13 protein-coding genes and 2 pseudogenes are annotated in these 18,248 nt (G+C 68.4%); 10 read left to right on the top strand and 5 right to left on the bottom strand.

Translation table 11 applies throughout. The features are described from left to right. The first annotated feature begins 47 nt into the window (after positions 1-47). From ACH492_RS00195 to mmuM, 5 genes and pseudogenes are all read left to right on the top strand, one after another. Positions 48-1,196, top strand: coding sequence for an ATP-binding protein (locus ACH492_RS00195; protein WP_398981150.1), 1,149 nt, complete (start codon positions 48-50; stop codon positions 1,194-1,196). Next, complete coding sequence (locus tag ACH492_RS00200) at positions 1,193-1,624, top strand: nucleotide pyrophosphohydrolase (protein ID WP_398981152.1); 432 nt, start codon at positions 1,193-1,195, stop codon at positions 1,622-1,624. The genes ACH492_RS00195 and ACH492_RS00200 overlap by 4 nt, the downstream gene beginning before the upstream one ends. A 180-nt stretch (positions 1,625-1,804) precedes the next feature. Further along, positions 1,805-2,275 (top strand): annotated as a pseudogene (locus ACH492_RS00205) (DUF6099 family protein); the annotation flags it as partial. A 306-nt stretch (positions 2,276-2,581) separates the two neighbouring features. Beyond that, complete coding sequence (locus tag ACH492_RS00210) at positions 2,582-3,505, top strand: LLM class F420-dependent oxidoreductase (RefSeq protein WP_398981154.1); 924 nt, start codon at positions 2,582-2,584, stop codon at positions 3,503-3,505. Between the two features lie 5 nt (positions 3,506-3,510). Continuing rightward, a complete protein-coding gene (mmuM, locus tag ACH492_RS00215) occupies positions 3,511-4,449 on the top strand; it encodes a homocysteine S-methyltransferase (RefSeq protein WP_398981156.1) in 939 nt (312 codons plus the stop codon). Positions 4,450-4,527: 78 nt separating this feature from the next. On the opposite strand, the pseudogene ACH492_RS00220 reads toward mmuM, so the two are convergent. The 4 genes and pseudogenes from ACH492_RS00220 to ACH492_RS00235 all read right to left on the bottom strand — a co-directional run. Continuing rightward, positions 4,528-4,893, bottom strand: a pseudogene (locus ACH492_RS00220) (AAA family ATPase); the annotation flags it as partial. Positions 4,894-5,064: 171 nt separating this feature from the next. Continuing rightward, on the bottom strand, positions 5,065-5,895 hold the full coding sequence (locus ACH492_RS00225) for an SGNH/GDSL hydrolase family protein (protein WP_398981158.1): 831 nt from the start codon (positions 5,893-5,895) through the stop codon (positions 5,065-5,067). Positions 5,896-6,394: 499 nt separating this feature from the next. Next, entirely contained in the window at positions 6,395-6,745 is a 351-nt protein-coding gene (locus ACH492_RS00230; RefSeq protein WP_398983202.1) for a BTAD domain-containing putative transcriptional regulator, read from the bottom strand. A gap of 287 nt (positions 6,746-7,032) precedes the next feature. Next, the gene (locus ACH492_RS00235) at positions 7,033-8,037 is read right to left on the bottom strand and encodes a trypsin-like serine peptidase (protein WP_398981160.1); all 1,005 of its coding nucleotides are present in this window, start codon (positions 8,035-8,037) and stop codon (positions 7,033-7,035) included. 878 nt (positions 8,038-8,915) lie between these two features. Between ACH492_RS00235 and ACH492_RS00240 the strand changes: the two genes are divergently transcribed. The 4 genes from ACH492_RS00240 (at position 8,916) to ACH492_RS00255 (ending at position 15,226) form a co-directional block, all read left to right on the top strand. Beyond that, positions 8,916-9,785 (top strand): hypothetical protein, encoded by an 870-nt coding sequence (locus ACH492_RS00240; RefSeq protein ID WP_398981162.1) that lies wholly within the window; start codon positions 8,916-8,918, stop codon positions 9,783-9,785. A gap of 931 nt (positions 9,786-10,716) precedes the next feature. Continuing rightward, the gene (locus tag ACH492_RS00245) at positions 10,717-11,940 is read left to right on the top strand and encodes a beta-ketoacyl-[acyl-carrier-protein] synthase family protein (RefSeq protein WP_398983204.1); all 1,224 of its coding nucleotides are present in this window, start codon (positions 10,717-10,719) and stop codon (positions 11,938-11,940) included. A gap of 294 nt (positions 11,941-12,234) precedes the next feature. Next, positions 12,235-13,596 carry a rhodanese-like domain-containing protein gene (locus tag ACH492_RS00250; RefSeq protein WP_398983206.1) on the top strand — a complete coding sequence of 454 codons (1,362 nt, stop codon included), beginning with the start codon at positions 12,235-12,237 and terminating at the stop codon, positions 13,594-13,596. Between the two features lie 916 nt (positions 13,597-14,512). Next, positions 14,513-15,226, top strand: coding sequence for an alpha/beta hydrolase (locus ACH492_RS00255; RefSeq protein ID WP_398981164.1), 714 nt, complete (start codon positions 14,513-14,515; stop codon positions 15,224-15,226). Positions 15,227-15,599: 373 nt separating this feature from the next. On the opposite strand, the gene ACH492_RS00260 is transcribed toward ACH492_RS00255, so the two are convergent. Continuing rightward, entirely contained in the window at positions 15,600-16,226 is a 627-nt protein-coding gene (locus ACH492_RS00260; RefSeq protein ID WP_398981166.1) for a TetR/AcrR family transcriptional regulator, read from the bottom strand. 481 nt (positions 16,227-16,707) lie between these two features. Here ACH492_RS00260 and ACH492_RS00265 point away from each other — a divergent pair, with 481 nt between their 5' ends. Then, a complete protein-coding gene (locus ACH492_RS00265) occupies positions 16,708-18,234 on the top strand; it encodes a GMC family oxidoreductase (RefSeq protein ID WP_398981168.1) in 1,527 nt (508 codons plus the stop codon). Positions 18,235-18,248: the final 14 nt, after the last annotated feature.

An 18,248-nucleotide genomic window follows, 5' to 3' on the forward strand; every position in this document is an offset into this window, starting at 1 on the left:
CGAGGCGGAACGGTTCGGCGCATTGCGCGCTGCGTACCGTCCGGCTCATGGACGCAAACACCCCGCTCAACGGCGCGAACGGCGCCCGCCCCACCGTCACGGAACTGCGGCTCTCCGCCTTCAGAACACACCGTGGCGCGGCCTTTCCCCTCGGTCCGCTGACGCTCTTCGCGGGGGCGAGCGGCAGCGGCAAGTCGAGCGTCCTGCAGGCGTACGAGGCGCTGGCGCGGCTGGGCGCGGGCGACGACATCGAGGCCGCGTTCCCCGATCCCGCTGCATGTGTGCCCGAGTGGGCGGAGGCCGACGGGCAGGGGCGGCGGGGATTCAGGATCGGCTGCACGGTGGATGGCACCGCCGGTCCCGTACAGCTTGATCTCGCCGTACAGGCGGAACCCGAACTGCGGGTCGTCGGCGAGCGGTTGACCAGCGGCGGGCGGACCCTGCTGACCACCGCGCTGCGCGATCCCGGGCGGTCCTCCGTGCAGGCCGCCTGGCACACGGCCGGGGCCGCGTCGGTAACGCGTGCCCCGCTGCCGGACGACCGGCTCGGCACGGCCCTGCTGCCGTTACGCGTGGCAGGCAAGACACAGGGGCAGTTGCAGGTGCTTGCGGCGGCCGAGCAGGTGGTGGTGGCGCTGCGGTCCGTCTTCGCCTGTGACCCGCAGCCGCACCGGATGCGTGAGCCGGTGGCGGTGGGGGAGGGGCGGCTGCGGCGCGGCTGCGACAACCTCGCGGAGGTGCTGCACCGGACCCGGAGCGAGTGCGCCAAGCGACATGCGCGACTGGCCGCGGCGGCGCGGGTGGGGTGCGCGGGAGTGGTGAAGGAACTGGCCGTCGAGGAGCTGGATGACGGGACGGTGCGGGCGTTGCTGGGCCGGGGCGGCACGCGGGGAGCCACTCCCGTGGGGCGGCTCGGCGAGGGCGAGTTGAGGTATCTGGCGCTCGCGCTGGTGCTGCTGACCGGGCCGGGCGTGCTGGCCATGGACCAGGCGGCCGAGGTGCCGTCGGCATACCAGGCTCTCACCGTTCTCGCGGACGGCTTCGACCGCTGCCTGGACCCGCGACAGGCGCGTGAACTGGTGTCGCTGGGCGCGGAGGTGTGCGCGCGGGGCCATGTCCGGCTGGTGGGGGCGGTTGCCGATGCGTCGTATGCGCGCGGTGTGGACGGCGTGACGGTGGTAGACCTGGTGCCGTGACGACAGATGACGGGCGGGACGAACAGGCTGGACGGGACGGAGGGAATGAACAGCACGGACAGCACGGACAGCACGGACAGCTCGGACGGGACGGACAGGACGGGCTGGGCGGGCTCGATGTGGCGGGGTTGCAGCGCAGGCTGGCAGAGTTCGCGGCGGCTCGTGGCTGGGAGCCGTACCACACCCCGAAGAACCTGGCGGTGGCGCTGAGCGTCGAGGCGTCCGAACTGGTCGAGATCTTCCAGTGGTTGACGCCGGAGCAGTCGGCGCGAGTGATGGACGAGGAGGGGTCGGCACACCGGGTGCGGGACGAGGTCGCGGATGTGCTGGCGTATCTGCTGCAGTTCTGCGAAGTGCTCGGAATCGACGTGCTTGCCGCGCTCTCCGACAAGATCGACCGGAACGAGATTCGATTCCCGGCGAAGTGATCCTCGGCGGGTCCGGTGATCCGCTACACACGCCTTCGTCACTCTATGGAGTGGTCGGGTTATCCACAACGGCCTTGGTGTCCACAGATTTCCGAATTCCCTTGGTGTTCAGGCTCAAGAGCCTTCACTCTGGGTAATGAACTGAGTGGGCAGTAAGTCGTACGAACGGGGGCGGCGTACATGGATGCGCAGCGGCTCATCGGAGTCAGTCGGCATGCCCTGGCGCAGAGCCGGGCCGTGCCGGACATCGTGGCGGAGGCCTGGCAGGCGCAGGCACTCGCACAGGCGATCGGGAGCAGGCTGGCGGTCTGCGGACCGCTGGAGCTGAGAGGCGAGGCACGCGGGCTCAGCGAGATCGGCGGACGCGGATGCGGAGTGCTCGACCATCCGATGGTGCGCAGCGGTGGGGTCAGAGCCGCGCAGCTGTCCGAAGTGGCGGATGCGCGGGGGACTTTGATCGGGCTGGGCGTGCTGTTGGGAGAGGTGGGAATCGCCCTGGTCGGGGTCGCGTGCGCCACTGACGAGGAGGGGTTGTACTGGCAGTGCATCGAGGCCATAGACGCCGCAGACGAGTCGAGCGACCGGGTGCGGGGAATGCTGCGCCGGCTTGCGGAGAGACCGCCCGACACGATCCGGGGCAGAGCCGATCCGGTGGCTGTGGCGGGGCCGATGGAGTCGATGGAGCCGCCGGAGGTGCCGGATTTACCGGAGCCGTCGGACTCGTTCGACCTGTCCGGCTCGTCCGGCCCATCCGGCCCCTCTGGCCCCTCCGGCTCGGTGGGCGTCGTGGACGCTGTGGAATCGGCGGCGGGGCCGTCATGACCTCGCAGTGGTCGGGGGCGAGCTGTGCGGTACGGGCGCGCCCCGCCGGGGTGACGGGTCTCCATCCGACCGTGCCGGTGCGGACCTGGTGGGGACCTTGGGGTTGGCGGTCGTTCGAAGGTGCAGGATGGATGCATGGATCTTCGAATCTTCACCGAGCCCCAGCAAGGGGCGAGCTACGACACTTTGCTGACCGTCGCCAAGGCCACCGAAGACCTCGGCTTCGATGCCTTCTTCCGTTCCGACCACTACCTCCCCATGGGGTCCACCGACGGGCTGCCCGGGCCCACCGACGCCTGGATCACCCTGGCCGGGCTGGCCCGCGAGACCAAGCGGATCCGCCTCGGCACGCTCATGACCGCAGGTACGTTCCGGCTGCCCGGCGTGCTGGCCATCCAGGTCGCGCAGGTCGACCAGATGTCGGGCGGCCGGGTCGAGCTGGGGCTGGGCGCCGGCTGGTTCGAGGAGGAGCACAAGGCTTACGGCATCCCGTTCCCCAAGGAGAGGTCCGCGCGGCTCGAGGAGCAGCTGGCGATCGTCACCGGGCTGTGGGCCACGGAGGTCGGCAAGACCTTCTCGTACGAGGGCGCGTACTACCAGCTCGTCGACTCGCCGGCGCTGCCCAAGCCCGCCCAGGAGAAGCTGCCGGTGCTGATCGGTGGCCACGGCGCGACCCGCACCCCCCGGCTGGCCGCGCGGTACGCCGACGAGTTCAACATCCCGTTCGCCTCGATCGAGGACAGTGAGCGCCAGTTCGGCCGGGTCCGCGCCGCCGCCGAGGCGGCAGGGCGAGGAGCGGACGACCTGGTGTACTCCAACGCCCTGGTCGTCTGCGCGGGCAACGACGACGCAGAGGTGGCGCGCCGCGCGGCCGCCATCGGAAGGGAGGTGGACGAACTGAAGGCGAACGGGCTGGCCGGCTCGCCCGCCGAAGTGGTCGACAAGATCGGGCGGTACAGCGCCGTCGGGGCATCCCGGATCTACCTCCAGATCCTGGACCTCGATGATCTCGATCACCTGGAGCTGATCTCCTCCCGGATCCAGTCCCAGCTGAGCTGATTGCCGTGCGCCCCGCCCGTACACTCGCCGCCGCCCTCGCCGAAGGGGTCGTGGTCCTCGACGGCGGCCTGTCCAACCAACTGGAGGCGCAGGGCTGCGAGCTGTCCGACGAGCTCTGGTCGGCACGGCTGCTCGCCGACGGTCCGCGTCAGATCGAGGCCGCGCATGCGGCGTATGTCCGGGCGGGCGCGCAGGTGCTGATCACCTCCAGCTACCAGGCCACGTTCGAGGGGTTCGCGCGACGTGGAGTCGCGCGGGAGGAGGCAGCCGGACTGCTGGCCCGCAGCGTTGAACTGGCCCGCAGCGCGGGCGAGTTGGTCCAGCGGGAGGTGTGGGTGGCGGCCTCGGTCGGGCCGTACGGCGCGATGCTCGCGGACGGCAGCGAGTACCGGGGCCGGTACGGGCTGTCCGTGCGGGAGCTGGAGCGCTTCCACCGGCCGAGGATCGAGGCCCTGGTGGCAGCGGGCCCCGATGTGCTCGCGCTGGAGACGGTGCCGGATACGGACGAGGCGGAGGCGCTGCTGCGGGCGGTTAACGGGTGCGGAGTGCCGGTCTGGCTCTCGTACAGCATCACCGGCGAGCGCACCCGGGCAGGCCAGGAGCTGGCGGCGGCATTCGCCCTGGCCGTCGGCCAGGACCAGGTGATCGCCGTCGGGGTGAACTGCTGCGAGCCGGGGGACGCGGGCCGTGCGGTGGAACTCGCGGCGTCGGTGACCGGTAAGCCGGTGGTCGTCTATCCGAACAGCGGTGAGCGCTGGGACGCCGACGAGCGGGGGTGGCGGGGCGGGACTACGTACGACCCGGGCCGGGTGCGCGACTGGCTGGCGTCCGGTGCCCGACTGGTCGGCGGCTGCTGCCGGGTGGGGCCGGAGCGGATCGCGGACCTCACAGCGGCCCTCGCAAGTGGTGGCGGCCTGGAGGAATTCCCTGGTCGCGACGGGTGAATGCGGCCGTCGGGCGTGCGAGGTCGGCATAGCAGTTCGTGACGCCGTCACGCTTCCGGCCTGACGCCGGTCGATCTCTCCCTTGCCCCGGAGCCACTCCGAGGCCCGGCCCGACAGTACGGTCACCGCGGTGGCGCGGGCATGCGAGGCGATCTCCGCAAGCAGCCTGGTCTTGCCCAGCCCCGGGTCCCCGGTGATCTCGACGACCGTCGAACTGCCATGGGTGCAGGCATCGAGGGCTGCGCACAGCCGCGTCACCTCCCAGTCCCGGTCCACAATCGGCGTCGCCCGCCTTAGGGGTGGGCGTGAGCCGTCGCGAGGACTGGGCGGCCCACTCACGTCGTCAGGGTTGTTCCGCATCGCAACAGGAGGCACGCAGTTCTCGCTCTGGGAAATAGCTTCAGGCGCCACAGCAAGGTTGTCGGAAGGTTGGTCGTCACACATGTCCCGTCCGCCCGGGCGCCCGCCTCCGAGCGGACCGGGTCGAACGGGGTCGAAACCCAGTGGTTGGCTCCGACTGGCTCCTATAGCCTCTGAAACCCTTCCTAGCAGGTCACAGTCGTTTCAACCTCGTGCTAGCAAAGGTCAAGAGGTGCGTCGGATGTTCCGGCGCGATCAGGCTCGGTGGGCTCCGCCACACTGGGACAGCGCGCGGTACACGGCTGTCGCCATGGCCTGCTCGCCTTGTGCGTTCGGGTGGGCCGGCGCCGCTGGTTTCTGGGCAGCGAGGTTCTCGATCCAGCGTTCCCCAACGGGACGGCACATGTCGTGGCCGATGGTGGGCCTGTATGTGTCAACGTACGTGGCTCCGCCGAGCTTGGCTCGGCCGGCGATCATGGCGTTGAGGGACTTCGTCTTGTCTCGCAGGTAGGCAAAGTCGCCAGCGGCGATGGGGACGCTGGGGCTCGTGCAGCCGACTCCGCTGTCGGGGAAGAGCGATGGGTAGCCGACCATGAAGACCCTGGCTCGCGGGGCCCGGCGGTGAATCTCGGCGATCACCTGGGAGACCTTCGGCGCCGTGGCCGCGATGCTCTGCTCGACCTGGTCGGCGCCGCCCTGAGTGAAGTGGTCGCGGCATGGGCTCGCGGACGGGGCGCCGGCGGACAGTGCGGCGCAGCGTCCGAGTACCGCGGAGAAGCCGATGTCGTTTCCGCCGATGCTTACGGTTACGAGGTCGGTCTTCCGGGAGAGGGCGTCGTACTGTGCGGGAGCAGCACCGTGGGCGACGGCCAGGGCCGCTGTGGTCGCCCCCGAACAGGTGACGTCTGTCAGATGTGCCTTGTTCTGGATCCCCACGAGATGAGGGTAGTTACTGCTGGAGCGGGCGCATGCTGGGTCGATCTGCTCTGGCACGCCCGGAGCGGCGGCGTAGGAGTCACCCAGTGCGACGTAGTCGAGCGAACTGGCGTTCTGGGGTGCGGCATTTGCGGATACCGAGGGCATCATCGCGAATGCCAGAGCGCCAGAGGTGACTGCCGCGCTGAGCGCAGCCGCGCGATAACGTGAGAGACGAGTAATACGTGGCTTCACGTGCTTCCTTTGTTCTGAATCAGGTGATTCTGCTTGCCAGTAGAGGTGCGAGGGGCGTATGCAGGCGCGGGTACCTCGTATCTCCGCCGGCTCTTCTCGCTCGTCACTACTCCGTTCCCAGTCCCCGGGTTCATCCCAGTGGAGTGGGCGTGTTGGCGATCTCCGCAAAGTTGGGTTGATCCCCTTTTGGCGGACAACTGAGATCAGAGGTTCGTTCCGGGATGTTCCCTCATGGGGACCATGAGGGAAGAAGCCTCTCGCTCGTCGTCCGTCACGCCCTAGTTGAAGGCCAAGATGTCGAGGGCGCCGACGGTGTGACCACTCGTCAGGGGCGTCGATCCGATCGAGACTGCGATGCGCGACAGGCAGGTCGAGGCCGGTGGCAGCGATGGTCGAAACGGGGGTGCCTGGAAGGTCAGGCGTGGGTGTCGTCGCGTTTGCGCTTGGGCGCGTCGGACACGAGGCGGGCCTCGCCGGGGTGAGCTGCGTTCCAGGACTCCGCGCAGGTCTTGTGCGCGGGTTCGCCTGCAAGGGAACGCAGTGGCGAGGGGTCTTCGAAGCGCTCGGACGCCGCCATGTGCTGAGTTGCTTCGAGGTACCGTTCGTCCAGCGGGTGCTGGGCCACCAGTGCGGCCAGCTCCCTTGCGGTATCCGTGTGCTCGCCCAGGTCGAGCCGGACCGCGAGACTCGCCTCCAGGGCCGAAAGCCGCAGTCGGTCAAGCCTTTCGCGCTGGGCTTGGGCGTCCTCGCCGCGGAATCCGGCCAGCGCGTCCGCCCGGCGACGAGGTACCGGAAAGCGGTCAGGTCAAGTGAGTCGGGACAGGTGGACCTCAGCGTGACGTCACTTCCGGGGAAGATGGGGTCGCGTGATCGATTCCAGTCGTCACGTGCGGAGCCCTTCACGCTGCTGAGCTTGCCGAGCCCGGACAGGCCGTCGAACCTGATGCAGAGCATGGTTTCTGAATGGTCTTCAAGCTTGAGGCGGAGCTGCTGGGTCAGGTCGTGGTGACCTCCATGCCGATGAGGAGGCGGTCCGAGCGCAGCTGAATGGCCTCACGACGAAACGGCCTTGTCACTGACGCGCCGATAGAGCTCCCTCGCCGACTCGCCCAGGCGGGGCCCGGCGAGCCAGGTGTTTTCGGTTGGCCCTATGGATGTGTTGCTCACCAGCGCCAGGCCACCGCCCGGGCCGCGGGCGAACCAGCCGCCCCCGGAGGAGCCCCCGGTCATGGTGCAGCCGATCCGGTACAGCACCGGTTGCTCCGGGCGGATCGACAGACGACCGGGCCTGTCCTGGCACGAGAACATCCGCTCGCCGTCGAACGGGGACTCGGCCGGATAGCCCCAGACCGCCATGTCCCCGATACCAGTGGCCGACGGAGCGCCGAACCAGACCGGCGCCGACTGACTGATCGTCTCCTGGAGCGAGGCAGGCTGCCCCTGCCGCTGCACATGGAGCACCGCGTAGTCGAACGGCGAGCCGCCACCTTCGGAGGGTTTCCCCTCGGCGACCCACTCGGGTGCGACTTCCGCCCAGGTGGCCCACCAGGTTCCGAAGGGCGCGATCCGGTCCTCGTCCGCGGTCTGCCGGGCCGTTCCGTCGAGCCCGAAATTGTTGTACGAGGGGACGAAGACGATGTTGCGGAACCAGTCGCCGCCGGCCCCGGCGTGCACACAGTGACCCGCCGTCCATACCAGCCCCGATCTGCCGGGGCGTGCCGGGTCCTCCACCGCCGTGCCGGAACACACGCTCGGCCCGTCGGGGGTGTCGAAGAAGAGCTTCCCCATCACCGCGGCGTTGTCGTGGTACGTCGCCTTCTGCGGCTGTGCCGGCACCGGGTCGGGCTCAGGGTCCGTCGTACCGGTGTTCTCGCCGGTGCCGTTCGGCACACGGGTGTCCGCGGACCCGGCCTGTGCCATGCGCTCGATGGTCCACAGCCCTTCCACGACGGGGTTGGAGAAGGCCGACAGGCGTCCTGAGGAATCGCAACCGGCGACACCCGCCAGGACGAGTAGCAGCGCAGTGACGTAAGCAGCGACGCGTGTGCGGCGGGTCAAGGGCATCCTTCAACTCGTGCGGAGCCCGGGGCGGGCGGAACCAAACGGGGGAACAGCCCCACCCGCCCCGGAGATCAGTGATCGCGATCGAAGTCGGCGGCCGGATGGCCCGCCCGATCGCCTGTTCTCTTCTGCGCGTTGTTCTGCCTGGCCGTCCTGCGCTCGAACTCCACAGGGCCGACTCAGAGTGCTGCGCGGCCTCCGAAGCGGGGCCGACAACCCCTTCTACGGAGCCGGTCCCGGCGAGGTTCTCCCGAAGCGGCCCGACGCACAACCGTGATAGTCGACCAGGCGGTGTCGGCCAGGTGTGGACCTCAACCGGCTCGGCCCATCGATCGCAGGCCGACTGTCCGCTGGACGGGCCAGCGGCCCGGTCGAGCGCTCGCTGCCTTGCGCGACATGACAACCTCGGCCGACCCGCTGTCCTCGCCTCGTTGCACGGGGCCGGATAACTGTCCGGACTGGAGGCACGGGGCGGCTGGGCACTCCGCTTCGGCGTCACGAGCACATCAAGATCGGGGCTGTACTCGACGGGTGCTGCCGGCTGGGCGTCGACAACGCCGAGCCGGTACGCCTTTAGGCCGGCGGCTGCTTCCTCCTCGCTGCGCGCGAGTCCTCCACGTCTCCAGTGACAGAGGAACGCCGTACCGCAGCGCCGAGGAGCTCTACCAGGCGGCCGACGGCGGCATTGTGCGGCGCGGCGGAAATCTGATGGGTTCTCGGCAACCGAGAAGGGAGGTCCATGGCTGAGAACTGGTCACGGTTGTGTCTCGGAGCCAGGTGCTGAGAACCCCTTAAGAATCGGCTCCGTAGCAGGGGGTGATCGCTTCGGAAAGTCCGGAGCGGAAAGACCAGCAGCATTCGGGGGGTATTTCTCGATGTTCCGTACACGAGCCACAGCGCTCGCCTCTTTCGCGGCGGTGGGCGTTCTTCTGCTGTCCGCCTGCGGCGGAAATGACACCAAGGACGCGGGCGCATCGTCATCCGCATCCGGGGCCGGCGAGCTGTCCTTCCAGAACGGCACAGCAAAGCAGAACAATGCGCCTGCGCAGACCGGTGATTTGGCGCCCGACGCGGCACCCGCTGTGGCGGCGAAGAAGCCGGTGGCCCGCAAGTGGGTACAACTGTCGGCCGGCCGCGCTGGACAACTGGACCCGGTCGTAGTCAATGGTGCCGGCTTCACGCTGTATCGGTTCGACAAGGACACCGCAGACCCGTCGAAGTCCAACTGCAGCGGGGAGTGCGCAACCACCTGGCCGCCGTATCTGGTTGCGCGCGGCGGGAAGGTCTTCCTCGACGGCATCGACAAGTCGTCGATTGGCTTCATCCAGCGTGACGGCGCCTTCCAGGTCACCATCGGCGGCTGGCCCGTGTACCTCTTCAACAAGGACACGAAGGCCGGGGACACCAACGGCCAGGGCGTGGGCGGCACTTGGTTCGGCGTCAAGCCGGACGGCGAGAAGGCCGGCGGCGGTCAGTCCGGTGCTGGTGCCGGTGCCGATCCCAACGCCTCGCCCGCGAGCAGCGCCACCTTCTTCCAAGGTCCGAACTTCGCCGACCCCTCCCAGGGGGTGGCGGGTCCCGGCTGCAAGAACGTCCGCTTCTCCGGCTCGCTCCAGGCAGCCGGCGCCGTCAAGATCTGGGACGGAGCCGACTGCACCGGCAAGGCGCAGGTCGTCAATGGGAGTGTCCAGGATCTCTCTGCCATCGGATTCGGCACGGTGAGGTCCGTTCGCTTCCTCGGCTGAAATGCCCGGCGCCGGACGTGGCGGCTCCTGCTCCCGACTCCTCGGGGCGGGCGCCGCCACAGTCGGCGAGTCACCCGTGCCCCGGAGCGAAGCTGTCGCGCCTTTGGCTTCTGTCCCACTGTGATCACGCGGGGTGCTCCCGACCGCGGAGCCCGCGACGTCGCCGGCCGGAAGATGGAAAGCAGAAGGCTCCGCCGGTGCCCTTAGAGGCGGGTCACCTGCAGCCTGAGCGACAGTTGTTGGCCCTCTGCCGTGAGCAGCAGAGGGCCAATATGCTCAGGTCTCCATGCGTGAACGGGCTTAGTGGCTGCAAGCTGGAAGTGTGACATCAGCAGTCTGTGCCGCACCGTGATGGGCGTCCGATCTTGAGGATTGCCCGTGCTGGGCAGGAGGCTGTTCCGGCCATCCCTGATCGGCCCCCGCTGGCGTGCGGCAGGGGCCAGGCCGTCGCGTTCGCGACCACCCTCCTTCTGCTGTACGCGGCACGCGCGGTTCGGTTCACGCGGCGTCAGAGTCCCCGGCGCGGGACGCTGTCCTGAGGCGGTACCCGATGGAGGGAGTTGGCTCAAGGGACGGGCACTTCCGGTCCACCACCACCCCGGCTCTACGGAGTAGGAAGACGCGCTGATGGCGCCACGGCCCTTCCGACCGGATCCCGCCGGCGGAATCCGGAGCGCGATGTCGACCAGGCTTGCCTTCTTGGACAGTCGGGCAACGGTGGTCGGCTGACGGATGGCCGGCCGCGCAGATGCGACATCGCTCGTGGAGCTGATCAGTACCGAGCGTCATGAACCGGTTCACCAGCGACCACGTAATGCAGGCGGGGGGGGCAGTGCCTGCGGATCGCCTCCGAGCTGAGAGCACAGACACGGCAGTGTTCACGCCGACGATCAGATCTCTTGAATGCTACGGCCGAATTGGCTGGGAAGTGATGAACGTGATTGAAGCTGTCATAACCGGACTAGGTGCGACTACTCCGCTGGGAGGTGATGCCAAGGCCACTTGGGCTGGGCTGCTGGCCGGTCAGTCGGGTATCACCCGGCTACAGGAAGAACGGTTCCGCCCGCTGCCCGTCCGCGTGGCGGGACGTATGGCGGTTGACCCGGCCACCTTGATGAATCCGGTGGAGGCCCGCCGGCTCGACCGGGCATCACAAGCCGCAGTGGTAGCGGCCCGCGAAGCATGGCGAGATGCCGGCCTGGACATCAGTGATGCCGACCCGGACCGGGTGGCCGTCGTCATGGGCACCGGCATCGGTGGCGTAACCACGCTGCTGGACAACCACTCAACCCTGGGCGCGCACGGGCACCGGCGCGTGTCCCCGCGGCTGATTCAAATGAACATGCCCAACGGTTCCGGGGCTGCAGTGAGCATCGATCTTGGCGCCCGGGGCGGCGTCACCACTCCAGTGAGCGCCTGTGCTTCCGGTGCCGAAGCCATCGCCCACGCACTGGACCTTATTCGCCTGGACCGGGCCGACATAGTCATCGCCGGCGGAACTGAAGCCTGCGTCCTGCCACTTACCATTGCGGGCTTCTCCCAAGCCCGAGCCATGTCGGTCAATGACGAACCGCACCGGGCATCCCGCCCCTTCGACAAGAATCGCGACGGCTTCGTGCTCAGCGAGGGCTCAGCCGTCCTCATCCTGGAACGCGCATCGAGCGCCGCCGCCCGAGCTCGCCGCCCCTACGCCACCCTCGCAGGGGCCCACATGACCTCCGACGCCCATGACATGGTTGCTCCCGATCCGACCGTGACCGGACAGATCCGGGCCATTCGCGGGGCTCTCCTCGACGGCGACCTGCACCCGGGCGACATCAGCCATGTGAACGCCCACGCCACCTCAACACCGGTCGGTGACGCCCTCGAAGCACAGGCCATCGCCTCCGTGTTCGGGAGCACACCGGTCGTCTCAGCGACCAAGTCCATGACCGGTCACCTCATTGGCGCCTCCGGAGCTCTTGAGGCCCTTGCAACCGTGTTGGCCGTCCATCACGACGTCGCCCTGCCCACTCCCACCCTCGACGACCCCGACGACAACCTCGCCATCGACGTCACACGGGCGGAGCCGCGGAGGACGACCATCAGCGCTGCCGTCAGCAACTCATTCGGCTTCGGTGGCCACAACGTAGCCCTCGCCTTCCGCAAAGCCTGAACCGGTGGGGAACCATCAACTCCTCTTTGGGAACGCTGTGGACGGCGAGCCGAACCGCATCAGAGAGGAAGCAAGATGTTGATGTCGAGAGGACCGGCGCCTGTGTCCCGCCGCGTGATACTCGCCTCGGCCGGGAGCGGCACTGGCCGCCGCCGGGCCCATGGGGGCGACGGCGCAGGCGTCTGGGCCGGTTCACCCGCTCGCGTCGCAGCGTACGGCGGCTCGACACGCTGCGGTAAGCGGGTTCGGTGGCCTTCAGCAGGGCAAATGTCTCATTTTGAGGGAGTGCCTGAATTGTTCTTCGTCGACATGATCGAGGTGGCCGGACTCGGCAACCGCAGCTATCTGGCGGGCGGCGAGCGCACGGCTGTGGCCGTCGACCCGCCGCGTGACGTCGACCGGGTGCTGGAAGCCGCGGCGCGCAGGAGGGTGCGGATCTCACACGTTGTGGAGACGCACATACACAACGACTACGTCACCGGCGGCCTGGGACTCGCCCGTCTCACTGGTGCCGCGTATCTCGTACCGGCCGACGCCACAGTGTCCTTCGAGCGCATACCCGTGCACGACGGAGACCGCACGGCCATCGACGCGGGTCTCGCCCTGCGGGCGCTGGCGACACCCGGTCACACCCCGCACCACACCGCGTACGTCCTCGAGGAGCATGCGACGGTGGTCGCGGTGTTCACGGGAGGCTCGCTGCTGATCGGCACGGTCGGCCGCCCCGACCTGGTCGAGCCGCGTCTGAGCGAGAGCCTCGCCCGGGCCCAGCACGCGTCCGCGCGCCGCCTCGCCGCGGAACTGCCCGACGCCGCCGCCGTGTTGCCCACGCACGGATTCGGCAGCTTCTGCTCCGCCGGCCAGGCCGAGGGGGACGAGACCACCATCGGGAAGGAGAAGGCGTCGAACGAAGCCCTCACCCAGGAGGTCGACACCTTCGTCACCCGCATACTTGCGGGGCATGACGACATCCCCGCGTACTACGCACACATGGGACCCGCCAACTCCGCCGGCCCCTCTCCGGTCGACCTCACCGCGCCGGCGGTCGCCGACGCCGAGGAGATCGCGGCACGACTGGCCGCCGGGGAGTGGGTGGTCGACCTGCGCAACCGGATCGCGTTCGCCGAAGGGCATGTCGCCGGCACCTACAACTTCGAAGCCGACGGCCAACTCGCGACCTATCTGGCCTGGTTGATCCCCTGGGGCAAGCCGGTGACACTGCTCGCCGAATCGGCCGAACAACTGGCGTACGCACAGCGCGAGTTGGTGCGGGTCGGCATCGATCGCCCGGCCGCCGCGGCCAACGGTGGACCATATGCCTGGACGTCCGAGGGCGCAGCCCTGGCCACCTTCCGCCGCGCCGACTTCGCAGACCTCGCCGGGCGACACCCGGCGGAGGACGTTGTCGTGCTGGACGTCCGGCGCGTCTCCGAGCGGGCTGCCGGGTTCATCGAGGGCTCGGTCCATATTCCGCTGCACACCTTGCACCGGCGACTCGACGAGCTGCCACCCGGTGAGGTGTGGGTGCACTGCGGGGGCGGTATGCGCGCCGCCATCGCCGCTTCACTGCTGGACGTGGCAGGCCGTGATGTCGTCGCGGTGGACGACTCCTTCGCCGCCGCCGACACGGCCGGACTCACCCTCCGTACCGCCTGAACCCACCCAGGCCGGATCCACCCGCGCCCGTGCCTCGAAGTGGCCCGCTCTGACGTGCGGATCGAGTTGCAGTGGGCCGGGGGTGGGCGGGCTCGGCGGGCGGTGCCGGGCGAGCTGGTGCACGATGAGCGACCGCCGCGGATGCCGCCGTAGCGGTGGCCGACGACCACCACGGGACCCTCGATGCCTTCAAGCGTTTCGCGGACCGCCCGCGCATCCGCATGACTGCCGGCGAACGGGGAGGGAGCCGTCTGCGGAGGTCCCGACGACGGACAGCACCCCTTTCTGCGCAGCGCTCGCCAACTGCACTGGCAACCCGGCACGGCAGTTCCGCCTGAATTCGGCACATGACCTGGTGAACCCGCAGTCGGACAAGTGCGTGGGCGTGAAGGACCACGCCACGGGCAACGGTGCCAGGCTGCAACTGTGGTCGTGCAGCGGCGCGGGGTGACCAGAAGTGGAAGACCGGCTGACCCGGATCCGCCCCGATGCGACGGCATGTGCGTCAGATCTCCTCGCGATACGCGCCCGAGTTGGACGGGTCGTTGGACATCGCGTCCAATTCAAACTAGCCTTTGGGCTAACGAGGTTGCGCGGGTATCGGGCAGCCCTCGGTAGGTGCTTCATCCGGCAGCTGGGCCCCCGTCCGGCTGCCGGATGCGCATCCACGGCACGGATCCGGGGGATTTCGCGGGGCCGCCACGGCGGAGGAACGCGACGCTGCAGCGAACTGTCTGAACATAGCCAGCGAGCCGGCGCCCAGCGTGCCGCTTGTCACGTACAGCACCTACGACGCTCGCTTCGCCGATGGGGTGTGTGCCTGTGCTGCTTGTCCGAGCAGACTCGCGCGGCGGCTTCTTGGTGATCCGCAGCTCTCTGAAGTCATTGGTTTTCTGGAACAGCTAGGAGATTCGACTTGGTTACCGCCGAAGCATCCCGTCCCACTCTGCTCCTGGTGCACGGGGCATGGCACGGCCCCTGGTGCTGGGAGAAGCTGGAGTCCGCGCTGGAGGCCGAGGGCTGGGCGACTCGAACGGTTGAACTGCCCAGTGCTGTGAGGCCGGACGCCCCGACAGCAGAGCCGCTTGCCGGCATTGATACGGATGCGCGGGTCGTCCGGGAGACCCTTGAAGGCATTGAGGGTCCCGTGGTCGTCGTCGCTCACTCCTACGGTGGCATTCCGGTCACCCAAGTCATCGCTGACGCCCCGAACGTCTCGCATACCGTCTACCTGGCGGCATATCAGCTGGACGTCGGAGAGAGCCTCTATGCGGTCCATGGCGCTCCCGAGCCGGAGGATCCGAAGGGCGTCTACCCGCCTTTGGAAAACAGTGATACGGAGCTCTACGCCGATGTATCCGAGGAGGAGACCGTGCGAGCGGTCCGGCAGCTCGTGCCGCAAAGTGTGAGATCGATGAGCGACCGGGTGACAAAGGCGGGGTGGCGGACCACGCCCTGCACGTACATCATCTGTGAGCAGGACCAGGCTCTGCCGCCCCAGATGCAGGAGAAATTCGCCGCCCGGGCAAATGCCATTCACCGGCTGAAAAGCGGTCACTCGCCGTTCCTGTCGATGCCCGCAGAACTTGCTGCCCTTCTCGCGAACATCGCCCTCGGAGAAACCGGCTGACTCCGGTTCTGCAGGGGGCATCTCCCGCCCGGGGTTCTACCCAAGACAGCTTCATCGACAACACCATGAAGCTGCTGACCCAGGAACAGCTGTCCGGTCGCACACCAGCTGATATCGATCCTCACGGCTCGTGACGTCGGAGCGCCAGATCTGTTCGGCGACACCCCGGTCAAGCAGCAGCTGCTGCGACGCGGCGGCGGCTTCGCCCAGGTCTACGGCCCGGACGGCAGTCCCCTGGTCGAACTGCTGCCCGAGGACGCCGACGGCATCCTGTACGCCGACATCGACCTTGCGGCCATCGCCGTCGCCAAGGCCGCCGCCGACCCCCCAGGGCAGTCCGTCGGAACGTCGTTCTCCCGCGTAACCCGGGGTGCTACTCAGGACGCCGGAAGAGGCCGTACCAGTAGCCGCAAGCCATCTCGCGGGCGACCAAGGCGTCATCATGGCCATCGCTTGTCGCCACCTGCTGGGCGATGACCTGTGCGCCGCCTCGCACCATCACTGTGGCGGCGCACAGCGGATCGATATCAGCTGGTGTGCGACCGGACAGCTGTTCCTGGGTCAGCAGCTTCATCGTGTTGTCGATGAACTGGTCCTGAGTCGATGTCCACGACTCACGTACAGAAGGGTCGTATGCAGCCACTTCGTTGATGGCTGCCAGGAGGGCCGCATGCTTGCGGTAGTGCCCGAACAGCTGCTCATAGGTGTGGGCAAGCCCGTCAAGTCCGCCGCCGGGGCCGCAGGGCTGCCAGCCTTGTGTAATCTCGAAACTGTCTGCCTTGAGGAAAGCACTCAGCCGCAGGAGTACATCCACCTTGTCGCGGAAGTACAGGTAGAACCCCGAGCGGGAGATGCCTCCGGCAGCCGCGATCTGCTCCACGCCCAGTTCGGTGTAGGTCTTGCCCTCGCGCAGCAATTCTCCGATCGCGGACAGAATCCGCCTCTCCACTGCGGCGCGCCGGTCAGCGGCATTGGAGGGCCGTCGGGTGGTTGATGCCATACATCCATCCTACGAGCGTCGCGACACAGGTTTCGCTGACCCCTGGTTCGAGGTCCGCCTCCGAACGGGCAGGAACCGGTGTCGGGCGCTGGCCCGGCCCGAGAGGTGCCGTAGTCGCCGACCGTGGCTCTCGGATGGCGAACCGGAGTCAGCCGGTTTCTCCGAGGGCAATGTTCGCGAGAATGCGGGCATCGACAGGAACGGCGAGTGTCCTCACGGGCGCGTCGCCGGCTGTCTGCGTTCGAGCTGTGCGGTATCCCAACGGTGCTGATCAACGCACCACTGGGCGCGGAGTGATGAAGGGGTCCAGCGGTCCACGGAGCGTCCGCATTGGTCGATGACGCCCAGGACGTGCATGTCATAGGTCTCGTCCCTCGCTGTGCGCTCGATGGCGACTGCCCGTGCGCCCGGCGGAGAGCCGTGTTGACCGCGCCGACATAGCTTTCCGTCAAAGCGACAGCGGAGTGAGGAGCGTAAGACGATGTCACAGCGAACAGGTTTCGAGCACGACTATCTCGTGGTGGGCGCCGGATCGGCGGGCAGTGTGATCGCTCGGCGGCTGCTGGACGCGGGGCATTCGGTCCATGTGGTGGAGGCCGGATCGGCGGACGACGACGAGCGCGTGCACAGCCCGCAGGGCTGGCCGCTGCTTCTCCAGTCTCCTCTGGACTGGGCGCTCATGACAGTGCCTCAGCGGCATGCGAACAACCGGTCGTTGTACTGGCCTCGTGGCAAGGTCTTGGGCGGCTCCAGTTCGCTGAACGGCATGATCTACGTCCGCGGTCATCGCAGCGACTACGACGCCTGGGCCTACGCGGGCTGTCCCGGCTGGGACTGGGACAGCGTTCTGCCGCTGTTCAAACGGTCCGAGGACCACGTCGACGGCGAGAGCGCCTGGCACGGCAAGGGCGGACCGCTGCCGGTCGGCCGGATCACCGAGCCGCATCCCACCGCCGCCGCGTTCGTGGAGGCCGCCCTCGCGCTCGGACACGAGCACATCGAAGACTTCAACGGCGAGCGGATGACCGGCGTCGGCTTCAACCACGCCACGATCCGCGACGGCCGGCGGATGAGCGCCTGGCAGAGCTTCGTCGCCCCGGTGCTCGGCAACCCGGCGCTGACCGTCACGACGGGAGCCCATGTGCACCAGGTGCTGATGGAGGGCGGCCGGGCCGTCGGCGTCGAGTACGCAGCCGACGGCGCCGTGCACCGTGCGTACGCCTCCGCCGAGGTCGTGCTCAGCGGCGGCGTCATCGGCTCGGCGCAGACGCTGCTGCTCTCCGGCATCGGCCCCGCGCAGCACCTGCGCGAGGTCGGCGTCGAGGTGACCGTGGACCTGCCGGGCGTTGGCGAGAACCTGCACGACCACCTGCTGGTCAGCAACGTGTACGAGGCATCCCGGCCGCTGCCGCCCGGCAGGGCCAACCTGCTGGAGAGCCAGCTGTTCGCCTCCACCGCCGCCCGCCGCCCGGGCCCCGATCTGCAGCCGCTCTTCCTGCACCTGGTCTACCCGGCGGAGTCCTATCCGGTGCCGGAGCACGGCTACACCATCGCCCCCGGCATCGTACGACCGCTCTCGCGCGGCACACTGCGGCTTGCGTCGGCCGATCCGCGGAAGGCGCCACTGCTCGATCCGAACGTACTCTCCGAACGGTACGACCTCGAAGCGTTGGTCGACGCGGTGGAGCTCAGCCGCGAGATCGGCGAACAGGCCGCTTTCGACGCCTGGCGCAAGGCCGAGGTGGCGCCGGGGCCCGAAGCACGTACTCGCGACGACCTGCGCGCCTACGTTCGCCGGGCCGTCGGCACATACCACCATCAGGTCGGCACCTGCCGGATGGGACAGGACTCGCTCGCCGTCGTCGACCCCGAGCTGCGGGTGTACGGCGTCGAAGGGCTGCGCGTCGCGGACGCCTCGATCATGCCGTCGGTGCCCTCCGGCAACACCAACGCCCCTTCGATCATGGTCGGCGAGAAGGCCTCCGACCTCATCCTCGCCGCTTCCTGACACCGCAGCACCCG

It is taken from the genome of Streptomyces sp. NPDC019443 (assembly GCF_044389785.1).
Classification (GTDB): domain Bacteria; phylum Actinomycetota; class Actinomycetes; order Streptomycetales; family Streptomycetaceae; genus Streptomyces.